Origin of the sequence: Rhizobacter sp. OV335, from assembly GCF_900142965.1 — a bacterium.
Classification (GTDB): domain Bacteria; phylum Pseudomonadota; class Gammaproteobacteria; order Burkholderiales; family Burkholderiaceae_C; genus Rhizobacter.
Genome location: NZ_FRCQ01000024.1, coordinates 22,764 through 34,835 on the forward strand (window position 1 = coordinate 22,764; position 12,072 = coordinate 34,835).

A 12,072-nucleotide genomic window follows, 5' to 3' on the forward strand; every position below is an offset into this window, starting at 1 on the left:
CTGTGACTGCATTCTTCGGGTGGCACGCGGCGCGCGCAGTGTGCGGCGAGCGCGGCGGCCGATGGAGCCGGAGGGCGGGGGGCTGGAAACAACCCGTGGCCCACGGCAAGAAAACCTGGGTGCTGGAGGACCAGCCCGCGTGGATCAGGCCCGCCAGGGCCAGGCTCCCCGGTCGTTCGACCCTTTGGTTTGCTTGCGTGCGATGAACATCGAAAAAGTGTAGCAGGCTTGGCATTCCATCGAGGGAAGCGATCGGTCGTCCGTGAAATCATGAATGGACCGACGCCTGTCACCGTCAGACACTCCTGCGTTGCCCGCAGCGGCCCATACTGGGGTCGCCGGGCCCCATGACAACGAGATGGAGACTGCCGTGATTCGTCAAACCTTCCTGCTGGCCGTGACGGCCGCTGCCCTCGCGGCACCGCTTGCAGCGCAAGCCCAAGCCCAGCAAGCCCAACCCCAGGCCATCGAACTGGCGGGCGTGCGCTACGAGCCCACCGTGCAGGTGGCCAACACCAAGCTGGTGCTGAACGGCGCCGGCATCCGCTACAAGGCGATCTTCAAGGTCTACACCGCCGGCCTGTACCTGACGGCCAAGGCGACCACGCCCGAGGCGGTGCTCGCGACGCCGGGCCCGCGCCGCATGCACATCACGATGCTGCGCGACATCGACGCGAACGAACTCGGCAAGCTGTTCACGCGCGGCATGGAGCAGAACACCACGCGCGACGACTTCATGAAGTCGATCGCCGGCACGCTGAAGCTCAGCGAGGTGTTCTCGGCGAAGAAGAAGCTCGTGGCCGGCGATTCGTTCTACGTCGACTGGACCCCGGGCCAGGGCACGGTGATCGTCGTCAACGGCAAGCCGGCCAACGAGCCGATCAAGGAACCCGAGTTCTATTCGTCGCTGCTGAAGATCTGGCTGGGCCATTCGCCCGCCGATTCGGGGCTGAAGGATGCGCTGCTCGGCAAGACCGCGACCGGCAACGGTGCCGGCGCCGGCAACAACTGATCGCCTCAGGCGTCGATCACCAGCTGGTCGAGCCGGTCGATGAAGCCATCGGCATCGACCTGACGCACCGGTTCGCCGTGGTTGTAGCCGTAGGTCACGAGGACGACCGGGCAACCCGCGGCGCGCGCCGCCTGCGCGTCGTTGGCGGAGTCGCCGACCATCAGCACGTCTGACGGCGGCACGCCGAGCGCCTTGCACGATTCGAGCAGCGGCAGCGGGTGCGGCTTCTTCTGCGCGAATGCATCGCCACCGAACACGTGGCGGAAGAAGCCGGCCAGCTGCTTCTTCTCGAGCAAGGCCTGCGCGAAGGCCGTCGGCTTGTTCGTCAGGCAGGCCATCGGCACGTCGGCACGCTGCAGGCGCAGCAGGCCCTCGACCACGCCGGGGAACACCTCGGCATGCTCGCCGTTGACGCGCCGGTAGTGCCGCTGGTAGCTGGCCCAGGCGTCGTCGTAGCGGTCGCCGGCCGCGCCCACCTCGGCCAGCGTGCAGCGGATCAGGTGCTCCGAGCCCTTGCCGACCGTGTCCGCAATGAAGTCGCGGCCGATCGGCGGCAGCGCCAGCTCGCCGAGCATCGCGTTCAACGCGACGGCGAAGTCGCCGAGCGTGTCGACCATCGTGCCGTCGAGGTCGATGAGCGCGGCGCGCCAGGCGGGGTGGTTCGACCGAATAGAGTTCACAACTGCGAAATAGAGTTCAAAAGGTAGCGAGCCCTGCCGCATTCTCTCAACAATAGAGTTTCAAACCACCGACGTGCCAAGCCCTGATCGCCGTCATCGGCGTTGGCAGGACCGGGAGGTCGACGGTTGCGGTCGGTCGCTTCGAGCTATCGACCGGCCGCTTGCTGCCTTCATGCGGACGCTCGTCAACGTGCCGTGCCGCCAGCGGATCGCGCCCACTTGCAGACAGCGGCGAGGTCCGATCTTCACGCGCCCAGAGCGCCCTCGGTCACCTGTCCCAGAAACTGATCCTCTTGGCTTTCGCGGGCAGCGCTGCTGTTGCGACCGGTCCGGCCTGCTTGGGGCACAGGTCGCTCAAGAGCATGCTTCTACGCTGCAGCATCTCCTTGGCCTCCTGTGGCATCAACTTGCGGAGTGTTGGACGGGCCTCGGCGGGGCGATAGAGCTTCCACAACCAATGCTGCCCGCGCTCGTCTTTGCAAACGTATACGGCCACATAGGGGGCGCCGATCTCGACGAACTTGCTCGGAGCGAAACGGTCCACTCGCTTGTCCGAGAACAGGATAGTGGTCTCGGCCGCCACGAAACCGCCTTCTCGATACCGGCTGAACTCACGGTCAATGTTCACGAAGTCCATCATTCCGGACGCGCGGTACATCCGCAAGAAAAATGGCAGAAACACGGCGATCGCGAGCATCGCAAGGAAAGCTTCGAAAGACAACGACATAGCTGCTCTTCTTCGGTCAGGAGTACCGGCGCAGGCTAGCCGGATGTGAAAGTTGACCCGATCCGCGACGCTGCCCGAGTTGATCGCCAAAGAGTTGACGCTCAACGTATGACATGAGAGTCGCTTGGAGGCCGAAGGCAGTAGGCATCCTCTCGATGAAAGGGTTTGGCCCCATACGCCTCGCCTCTGCCTATGACCTGTCATTTGTCGACGGAAGGATCGTGCCGGACCAGAAGGAACTTGCGCGGCACGAAGTAGTGAATCATTGAGATTCGGTCTCGGTAGAGGTAGACGGACGTCGAACAACCCGCGCACAGGCCGTGCGCGTCCTTCTCGAAGATGAGCTTGGAGCCGACATGGATGCTTGGCTTCTCGGCAAAGTGAGAAATGACGCTCTCCGCCGTCGCGGGGCTGGGTGTCCAAGGTGCTCTATCCAGGGCTTCGACGACGTACTTTTGCTCCGCCTCGGTCAGCCCTAGGTTCTTCAGCTCTCCGCCCTCGCATCCCTTCGAGGGATCAATGCTGCACTTCCACCATTTGTTGTCGCTTCCATAGGTCGAGGCGTGGTTTGTCTTCGAGCACCCACTCTGGAAGACTACGAGAAGAATCGCTGCAATCAGCGTGAGGGTTTTCATTTGAGTAGGAATAGTGTTTGACGTCAGCTGCGTGCCCCACCTTGCCGAAGGCAGCTCAGCTCGATGGAGGAGTTGGAGGTCAGTGCGCTCAACGAAGCAGGGTCATCCATGGCGGCTTCACTCTCGCCGGTCAAGCTTCATGCTGTTGGCCAACTCAGTTACCACCACCGAAAGTGGCGAACGGAAGGCAGGCACACATCACCGCCTTGGGGAAGAGCGTTCCAAGCAGAACGCCCGCGACTGCGCCACAGATCGACCAAACCGCAAGGGCGCCGAGGTCAATGGGCAACGGGCCTAGCAAGCCTCGTCCAAAGCATGCAATCCAGAAGCACCCAATTGCACCAACCGTGACACCGAGGAGTCGGTCCTTTCGCGAGACCGGCGCATGCCACCAGCGCTGAAAGCCATGCTTTGCAGATTCAGTGTTCGTCGTCATCGTGGCCTGCTCGATGTGTTGTTCGCCGGCCAGCACGATAACAGTCGACGCGTCCCAGACCGTCGGCAACAAGAACGCCCGGATTTCATGGAGGTTGTCGCTGCTGAACGCGACACGATTCATACGCACTACTCAGAGGGAAGACACCGGCTTGGCGTTTGCAGACTCTATTGAGGCGTACCACGGGGTCGAGGGCATGGGGTTCACCGAGAGGAGTTCAGGGACCGGACCCATTCTCCCTTCAGATCTCGGAACCCCCGAACGACACCCGCAACCCGATCCACCCGGCCCGCGGCGCTCCCGGCGCGACGAACTGCTCGTGCTTCCAGTCAGCGGGCGGCTGCACCGCGCCGTTCGCATCGAACGCGTTCGTGCCGAGCAGGCCGCCGGTCGAATACTTCCGATCGAACACGTTCGACACCTTGGCGAACAGCTCCCAGCCCGGCCGGAAGGTCCAGCCCGTGGTCAGGTCGAGCAACGCAAACCCGGCGGTGCTGCCGCTGCCGAAGAAGTCGACGCCATCGGCCTGGTGGGCATTGTTCTCGTTGCCCCGCACATACTGCTTCGATTGCGCGCGCAGTTGCGCCCCGATGCGCCAGCTCGGCGTGGCCTGCAGGTCCAGGCTGAGCTTCAGCGTGTGGCTCGGCAGGCCGGGCAGGCGGTTGCCCTTGCGCACCTCGATCTCGTCATCGCCGGTGCAGGCGGCGCTGGTCTCGGCGCTGCTGTTGGCTTCGGAGACCAGGCAGGCCGACGAGTCGAAGGTGGCCCGCAACCAGCTGTACGACAGTGCCCAGTTCAGAGCGCCAACCTGCTGCGAGAGGCCAAGCTCCACGCCCTGTCGCACGGTGCGCCCGACGTTGCTGAAATAGCCGGCCGACAGCCCGTTGCTGATGAACAGCAGGTCATCCCGATTGATGGTCCGGAAGACCGACGCATTCCAGCGCAGGCCCTGCCCCAGCTTGCCGCGCACGCCGGCCTCGAGCGTCTGCGACACCACCTGCTTCAACGGCGGGTCCGACTGCAATGCATTCGGCAGCACGCAGGCGTTGGCCGGGTCCGAGCAGCCGAGCTCGATCGGGCTCGGCGCACGGTTGCCCTGGCTCCAGCTGCCGTAGGCGGTGAAGCTGGGTGTCACCTGCCAGGTGGCGCCGATCGCCGGGTTGAACTTGCGGTAGCGGTCTTCGGCATCGAGCTTGGTCGGCAGGCCCAGCTCGGCCCGGCCGTCGTCGACCGTGCTGACGCGGGTGTCGTTGTAGCGGCCCGAGACGGTCAGCTGCAGGTTGGATCGCAGCGCGAACAGGTCGCTGAAGTAGACGCTGGTGGTGCGACTGCGGCCGGAGATCTTCGCGTTGATCTCGGCGTCTTCGGTCGGGATCACCGCGCGGCTCGCGTCCAGGTCGCCCTCGGCCTCGCTCTGCTCGAAGTGCGTGCGCGAGCGGTCCTGCGACAGCCCAACCGTCAGGCGGTGCGGCTGGGCATTCCAGGTCGCCTGCACCGCCAGGCCTTCGCTGTCGGTGCTCGTGCGGGTGCGGTTCTCGACGCCGGCCTCCGCGACGGCCGGCGGGTCGTAGTCGTCGTTCAGGTCGCCGTTCAGCGTCGACGCGCGGTTGCGCCGCGCATACGCCGTGGCCGCCATCTCCCATTGCGGGGTCAGCTTGGCCGTGGTGTTGAAGGTGAGTAGCGTCGCCTCGTTGTCGGTGAGGTCCGGCCGCGTGTAGATCTGCTCGCGGCGCTGCGCCAGCATCGATTCGGGCAGGCCGCCATTGCCGATCAGCTGGTTGTCGGCATGGCCCAGGCTCAGGTCCCACGAGAAGCTGCTGCTGCGCTGCCCGCCCTTGACGAACAGCTGCCGCACGCGCGACGGCGACTCGTCGCGCCAGCCGTCTTCGTTCAGCGCGCCGAAGGCCATGAAGAGGTGGCCGGTCTCGCCGAGCTTGCGGCCGTGCGTCAGCTCGGTGCTGATGCGGCCGAACGAGCCGCCCTCGACCTCGATCTCGGTGCCGGGGTGCGTGTCGCCGCTCTTGGTCTGCAGCGACAGCGCGCCGCCCAGCGTGTTCAGCCCGAACAGCGGGTTCGAGCCGGGCAGCAGCGTGATGTTGGCGAGTGCGGCACGCGGCAGCAGGTCCCAGTTGACGACGTCGCCGAAGGGCTCGTTGACGCGCACCCCGTCGAGGAACACCGACAGGCCCTGCGGCGTGCCGAGCAGCGGGCTGGCGGTGAAGCCGCGGTAGTTGACGTCCATCTGGTACGGGTTGCCCTGCACCTCGTTGACATTGACGCTGGGCAGCTGCGTGCGCATGAACTCCGGCAGGTTCAGGCTCTGCAACTGGCGCAGCCGCCGGTCGGTGGCGGTCTGCACGTTGGACGGGATCTGGTCCTTGGGCACGCCGGTGCCGGGGACCGGGGTGGTCAGCACGATCTCGACCTCAGGCAGCACGACCGGTGCCGGCGCCTCGGCCGCCGGGACCGATTGGGCGTGGACGGCGGGCGCGAATGCGGCCAACGCCAACAACGAGGCGTTCGCGAGCGGGTGATGCATGTCAAGTCTCCGGTGGTTTTTCCTTGTCTCGGAGTTGCGGGAGTCGTCTGGGTGGTGGTGGTGCCACGCTAACAAGCGGGCTGTGCAGGGCACAGGGAAATTTTCCCGGCGGCGCTGCTCGTTAACACCAGGGGGCCGGCAGTTGCAAGGAAGCTCCGTTCGCCCTGAGCTTGTCGAAGGCCACGCGCGCGTCGGGCGCAACCCTTCGACGGACGGGCCCTCGACAAGCTCGGTCCCTGCTCAGGGCGAACGGGAGTGTTGTTTCTCGGGGGTATCGAATGAAGCCGCCAAGCCGTCGCCCGATTCCGTCTTCGCGAGCAGATGCGCGAAGACCGCAGGCTCGCCTCAAGCCCCAGCCGTGCTGATCACCTGATGCCGGATCGCCAGGTGCACCAGCGCCGCCGAGGTGGCCACGCCGAGCTTGTCCTTGATCGCCGTCTGCAGGTTGGCAACCGTCTTCGGGCTGAGCTTCAGCGCCTCGGCACAGGCGCCGGCCGAGTGGCCTTGCGCGAGCAGCCGGAACACTTCGAACTCGCGCGCGCTCAGCTCGGCGAGCCGGTCGGCTTCGTCGTGCGGGTCGCGTTCGAGCAGCGTGGGCGACAGCTCGCGCCCCAGATAGCGGCGTCCGGCGTGCAGCTCGCGCACCGCATCGACCAGGCACTCGGGCGGGCTCGCCTTGGTCAGGAACCCTCGCGCGCCGGCCTGTAACGCGCGCCGCACCAGCACCGGCGCGTCGTGCATGCTGAACACCAGCAGCCGCGCCTGCGCGTCGCGCAGCAGCACGCGGCGCAGCAGCTCCAGGCCGCCGCCCGCGGGCATCGCGAGGTCGGTGACCAGCACGTCGGGCCGGTGCGCGATGAAGGCCGCATACGCCGCGTCGGCATCGCCGGCTTCGGCGATCACCTCGATGTCGCCCGCCTGGTCGAGCAGGCGCAGGTAGCCGCTGCGCACCACCGGGTGGTCGTCGGCCAGCAGCACGCGGATCACGCGAGCTCCCGGTGCGGCAGCGCGGCGTCGGCTGCGGCCGTCGCGGGCATCGGCACGCGCAGCACCAGCTGCACGCCGGCGCCGGGCGACGCGCGCACGTCCAGCTCGCCGCCGAGTGCCGCGGCCCGCTCGGTCGCACCCAGCAGGCCGAGGCCACGCGTCGCCGCGGCCAGGTCCATGCCGCGACCGTCGTCCTCGACGCTCAGCTGCAGCTCGCCCTGCGCGCTGCGGCCCAGCTTCACATGCACCGCGCTGGCCTGCGCATGGCGCATCACGTTGGTCAGCGCCTCCTGCGTCACGCGGTACAGCGCGATGTCGATCGCGTCGCCGAAGCCCTGCGCAAAGGCCTCGTGGTGAAAGATGCAGGGCACGCCGCTGCGCTCCTCCCACGACTCGCACAGCTCCTGCAGCGCCGCCTCCAGCCCCAGCTCGTCGAGGTTGGCCGGCCGCAGCCGGCGCAGCATGCCGCGCACCGCCTGGTACAGCTGCTGCGCCGCGCGATCAGCGCGCTCCACGGCGGCCAGCGTGGCGCTGCGATCGGCCGCGCCGCACAGGCGAACGAAGGCTGTCTCGGCACGCACCGCGGCGCAGCCCTGGCCCAGCTCGTCGTGCAGCTCGCGCGCCAGGGCCAGTCGCTCGCTCTCCTGCAGCGCGATCAGCTGGCGCGCCAGCTCGCGGTTGTGCGTCAGCAGCTCGCGCGCCTGCGCCTCGGCCTGCTCGCGCAGCGCGAGCTGCGCGCGGGCGTCCTGCGCGCGCCGCAACGCGTACCAGGCCAGGCCGCCGGCCAGCACCGTCAGGCTGAACGGCAACTCATCGGCCTGCCAGTGCTCGTGCGGCAGGGCCCAGCGCTGCACGAGTTCGCTCAGTTCGAAGAACGACGCCAGGCCGTAGCTCGCCAGCGTCGCGAGCACGACGATGGCGATGTCGCCCAGCAAGCGGAGGCGCCGCGCGCGCCGTTCAGCTGCCGCCACGAGACAGGCCCATGCGTTCGACGATGAGCCCCTCCTTGATGAACTGCTGGCGACAGACCTCGGCGTAGTCGGCCGTGCCGAGGTAGTCGATCTCCTGGTCATACTTGGCCAGCTCCTGCGCGAACAGCGGGTCGAACATCGCGGCCTTGAACGCGTCGTGCAGCACCTTGACCACGTCGGCGGGCAGCCCACGCGGCCCACCCAGGCCGTAAGGCGACATCGCAACGATGTCGAAGCCCAACTCGCGCAAGGTCGGCACCTGCGGCCAGCGCTTCGACCGCTGCGCGGCAAAGGTGGCCAGCAATCGCAGCCGGCCCGAATCGACGAAGGGCCCGAAGCCGGTGGAGTTGACGCCGACCATCACCTGCCCCGAGTCGACCGCGATCATCTGCTCCGAGGTGCCCTTGTACGGCACGTGGATGTACTTCAGGCCGCGCGCGGTGAACAGCTCTTCGAGCACCACGTGCGGCGTGGTGCCGACACCATTGGTCGCGATCGTCAGGCGGCCGGGGTTCTTGCGCGCGTACGCGAACAGGTCGTCGAGCTTGCGCAGCTTGCTGCTCGCGCTGACCAGCACGCCGAAGGTCACGCCGGAGACCTGGATGATCGGCGTCACGTCGCGGATCGGATCCCACAGCACCTTCTGCGTGTGCACCGCGCGGAAGATCGGCTGTGGCAGCTGCGCGATCGTGTAGCCGTCGGGCTCGGCCTGCTGCAGCACCGGCATCGCCAGCGTGCCGCCGGCACCGCCGCGGTTCTCGGTGACGACCGGCTGGCCGAGGTGGTGCGACGCCAGCTCGGCCAGCAGGCGCAATGAGATGTCGGTCGCGCCACCGGCCGGCCACGGGATCCACATCACGATGGCGCGCGACGGGTACGGCGTCTGCGCGCGCGCCAGCGGCCAGGCGCCGAGCGCCGCGGCAGCGCCGACAAATCCGCGGCGGGTGACGGTCATGCCGGGCCGCCTCCACGCTTCGCCAGGCCACCGAAACCACGCTGCGGGTCGTAGCCCCAACACGCCACGACGAAGAACACCACCAGGCAACCCAGCACCACCCACGGCGCGATCCCCGGGTCCTTGCCATACAACGCAAAGCGGATCCACTCCACCGCATGCGTGAACGGGTTGAAGCGCGCCGCCTGGTACACCCACTCGGCGCCCGACTCCTGCAGCTTCCACAGCGGGTAGAGCGCGGTCGACAGGAAGTACATCGGGAAGATCACGAAATTCATCGTGCCGGCGAAGTTCTCCAGCTGCTTGATGTGTACCGACAGCAGCAGCCCCAGCGCCCCCAGCATCAGCGCGCCGCACACCAGCGCGAGCAGCGCGTGCAGCCCCGCCCACGAGAACAGCGGCAGCTCGGTGCCCAGCAGCATCGCCACCACCACGAAGGCCAGCGCCTGCAGCACCGAGAGCAGCGCGGTCGCGCACAGCTTGCTGAACAGCAGCCACGAACGCGGCAGCGGCGCCGTCAGCAACAGCCGCATCAGCCCCATCTCGCGGTCGTAGACCATCGCCAGCGACGACTGCATGCCGTTGAACAGCAGCACCATGCCGACCAGGCCCGGCGCGATGTAGACGTCGTAGGGGATGTAGGTGTCGTAGGGCTCGACGATGGCGACGCCGAACACGTTGCGAAAGCCCGCCGCGAACACCGCCAGCCACAGCAGCGGGCGCACCAGCGCCGAGACCAGCCGCCCGGTCTGCTGCGAGAACTTGAACAGCTCGCGCATCACGATGGCCTGCAGCGCCTGCAGCGCATGCGTGATGCCGTGCCGCCCTTCGGCCTCGACGGCCGCAGCCGCGGCGGGCGGGGTCACGGGTTTCACCGCGTCGCTTTGCATAGTTTCTCCGGGGCATCGGCGCCCAAGGTGTCGAGGACATCGGTGGGATGCAGCAAGCCCTCGATCGGCGCCTGCGCGATCACGCCCTGCCCGTCGGTCAGCAGCATCGATTGCCGCAGCTGCCCGTCCCACGGACGGAAGCTCAGGCTGCCGCCTTTCGAGCCGTCGACCGGCGTCGCGGCCAGCGCCTTCGCCCACGCGGCGTTCGGCCCCTTCGGCTCGGCCGCGGCGATCGCGATCAAGGCCTTGCCACCCATCCACGCCGCCCAGTCGTGGTCGGTCATCGGGCGCTTCGCGGCCTTGGCGAACCGGCGTGACACCTGCGGCGCGCCATAGCGCTCGAACTGCGCATGCCAGGCCAGCGCCACCAGCCCGGCATCGCCGACCACCGGCCGCGGCAGCACGGTGCGGTAGGGCAGGCTGCGCGCGAACTCGCCGTCGCTGTCGACCACCCACACCGCGTCGTACGCAGCGCCGGAGGTCAGCAGCAGCGGGTTCGCGAGATCGCGCTCGCGCGGGTCGGCCGACAGCTTGTAGGGCTTGCTGGCGACCAGCTGCAGGCCGTAGCGCTTGATCGAAGCCTGCGCGGTGGCCGCGCGAACGGCGTCCTGCGGGCCACTGCCGACCAGCAGCAGCAGCTTGCTCCACTTGCGCGACACCAGCGTCTGCGCGAGCGCGTCGGCGCGCATGCGCTCGCTCGGGATCAGGTGGAACAGGCGGGCGCGGCAGTCCTGCTGGCGCAGCCGGTCGGCGCTGTCGCCGAGGTTCAGCACCGGCAGCTTCACCGCATCGGCCGCCGCCAGCGTGGCGTCGCTGCCGAGGTCGGTGAGCACGACGGCAGCGCCGGCCTTCTCGGCCGCCTGCGCGGCAGCGCGTGCGGCCTCCGCCGTGGCAGCGGTCACGACGCTCAGGGCCACCGCCGCACCGGCGGCTTCGAGTTCGAACCTGCCTTCATCGAGCGCCACCTGCAGGCCGTCGGTCGCCGGACCGCCGGTGTGGCCGAGGTAGCCGCGCTCCAGCCGCGTGCGTTCCAGGCGCGCATCGCCGGCCGGCACGATCAGCGTGGCCTTCAGCGTGGCCGCGGCGGCCGAGGTGGCGGTCGCAGCGAAGGCAGCGCAGCACATCAGCATCACCGTCCCACTCACCCGGCGGCCTGCGGCACCGTGCGTCATTCGAGGATCGCCACGCCGTAGGGCACGCGGCCGACCGGGATGCTCTTGATCGCCTTGGCACCCGCCACGTCGACCACCGTCACGTCGTCGCTCAACCCGTTGACGACGAACAGCCGCGCCTCGGCCTTGTCGAGCGCGACGTTCCAGGCCCGCTTGCCCACCAGCACCAGGTTCGTGGTCTTGCGGCTGGCCACGTCGATGAAGGCCACGTGGTTGGCCTTGCCGAGCGCGACGAAGGCCCGCTTGCCGTCGCGCGACATCTGGATGCCGACCGGCGTGATGTCGGTCGCGCGCGCGCCCTTCACTTCGAGCTTGATGGTGTCGGTGACGGCATGGGTGGCCGTCGCGATGATGCTGATGCTGGCGCCGAGCTCGTTGGTCACCCACAGCTCCTTGCCGTCGGGCGTCAGCGCCATGCGGCGCGGCCGCTTGCCGACCTTCACATTGCTGGTGATCTTCGCGGTGGCCACATCGATCACGTGGATCAGGCTCGCGACCTCGGAGGTGATGTACAGCGTCTTGCCGTCGGCGCTGACCTTCACGCCCTCGGGCTCCTGCCCGACCTTGATCGACTGCAGCGTCTTGCCGCTCGCGGCGTCGATGAAGCTGGCCTCGGCGGCATCCTCGTTCGACACGTAGATGGTCTTGCCGTCGGGCGACAGGTCGAAGGCCTCCGGCTCGTCGCCGAGCGGCACGCGGCGCAGCGACTTGCCGGTGGCCGGGTCGATCACGTCGGCCGCGTTCGCATCGGTGCAGGCCACCATGATCTTGCGGTCGGGCGTGACCTGGATGTGCCGACCGCGCTTGCAGGTGGGCACGGTGCCCTTCACCGTCAGCGTCGCGAGGTCGATCATCGTCAACGCATCGTCCTTCTCGCTCGACACGTAGGCGGTGCCCTGCGCCGATGCGGCGGTGCAGCAGGCGGCGAGCGCCCATGCAGCGCCCAGTCGTCGGCAAAGAAATCCCGTTCGCCCTGAGCTTGTCGAAGGGTGGGACTGAGCTTGTCCTTCGACAAGCTCAGGATGATCGGGCCCTTCGACAGGCTCAGGGTGAACGGCGGGGGCGAGT

At 67.9% G+C, this 12,072-nt stretch carries 12 protein-coding genes; 1 reads left to right on the forward strand and 11 read right to left on the reverse strand.

Annotated elements, in window-relative coordinates:
* Positions 1-373 precede the first annotated feature (373 nt).
* A complete protein-coding gene (locus BUE42_RS22320) occupies positions 374-1,012 on the forward strand; it encodes a chalcone isomerase family protein (protein ID WP_369822985.1) in 639 nt (212 codons plus the stop codon).
* Positions 1,013-1,017: 5 nt separating this feature from the next.
* Here BUE42_RS22320 and gph read toward each other — a convergent pair whose 3' ends face one another.
* From gph to BUE42_RS22370, 11 genes are all read right to left on the reverse strand, one after another.
* A complete protein-coding gene (gene gph / locus BUE42_RS22325; RefSeq protein WP_073467501.1) occupies positions 1,018-1,692 on the reverse strand; it encodes a phosphoglycolate phosphatase in 675 nt (224 codons plus the stop codon).
* 268 nt (positions 1,693-1,960) lie between these two features.
* The gene (locus BUE42_RS22330) at positions 1,961-2,419 is read right to left on the reverse strand and encodes a hypothetical protein (protein ID WP_143171690.1); all 459 of its coding nucleotides are present in this window, start codon (positions 2,417-2,419) and stop codon (positions 1,961-1,963) included.
* A gap of 200 nt (positions 2,420-2,619) precedes the next feature.
* Positions 2,620-3,054 (reverse strand): hypothetical protein, encoded by a 435-nt coding sequence (locus tag BUE42_RS22335; RefSeq protein WP_073467503.1) that lies wholly within the window; start codon positions 3,052-3,054, stop codon positions 2,620-2,622.
* A 154-nt stretch (positions 3,055-3,208) separates the two neighbouring features.
* A complete protein-coding gene (locus BUE42_RS32520; RefSeq protein ID WP_143171691.1) occupies positions 3,209-3,613 on the reverse strand; it encodes a hypothetical protein in 405 nt (134 codons plus the stop codon).
* Between the two features lie 118 nt (positions 3,614-3,731).
* A complete protein-coding gene (locus BUE42_RS22340; protein WP_073467504.1) occupies positions 3,732-6,029 on the reverse strand; it encodes a TonB-dependent receptor in 2,298 nt (765 codons plus the stop codon).
* A gap of 345 nt (positions 6,030-6,374) precedes the next feature.
* Positions 6,375-7,016, reverse strand: coding sequence for a response regulator (locus BUE42_RS22345; protein WP_073467505.1), 642 nt, complete (start codon positions 7,014-7,016; stop codon positions 6,375-6,377).
* Complete coding sequence (locus BUE42_RS22350) at positions 7,013-7,951, reverse strand: sensor histidine kinase (RefSeq protein WP_159445476.1); 939 nt, start codon at positions 7,949-7,951, stop codon at positions 7,013-7,015. Before BUE42_RS22350 ends, BUE42_RS22345 begins: the two co-directional genes overlap by 4 nt.
* A 22-nt stretch (positions 7,952-7,973) precedes the next feature.
* Positions 7,974-8,942, reverse strand: coding sequence for a Bug family tripartite tricarboxylate transporter substrate binding protein (locus tag BUE42_RS22355; protein ID WP_073467507.1), 969 nt, complete (start codon positions 8,940-8,942; stop codon positions 7,974-7,976).
* Complete coding sequence (locus BUE42_RS22360) at positions 8,939-9,808, reverse strand: ABC transporter permease (protein ID WP_369822986.1); 870 nt, start codon at positions 9,806-9,808, stop codon at positions 8,939-8,941. Before BUE42_RS22360 ends, BUE42_RS22355 begins: the two co-directional genes overlap by 4 nt.
* A 5-nt stretch (positions 9,809-9,813) precedes the next feature.
* Positions 9,814-10,962: an ABC transporter substrate-binding protein gene (locus tag BUE42_RS22365; RefSeq protein ID WP_073467584.1), complete on the reverse strand. Its 1,149-nt coding sequence runs from the start codon at positions 10,960-10,962 to the stop codon at positions 9,814-9,816.
* Positions 10,963-11,000: 38 nt separating this feature from the next.
* A complete protein-coding gene (locus tag BUE42_RS22370; protein WP_073467585.1) occupies positions 11,001-11,951 on the reverse strand; it encodes a PQQ-dependent catabolism-associated beta-propeller protein in 951 nt (316 codons plus the stop codon).
* Positions 11,952-12,072: the final 121 nt, after the last annotated feature.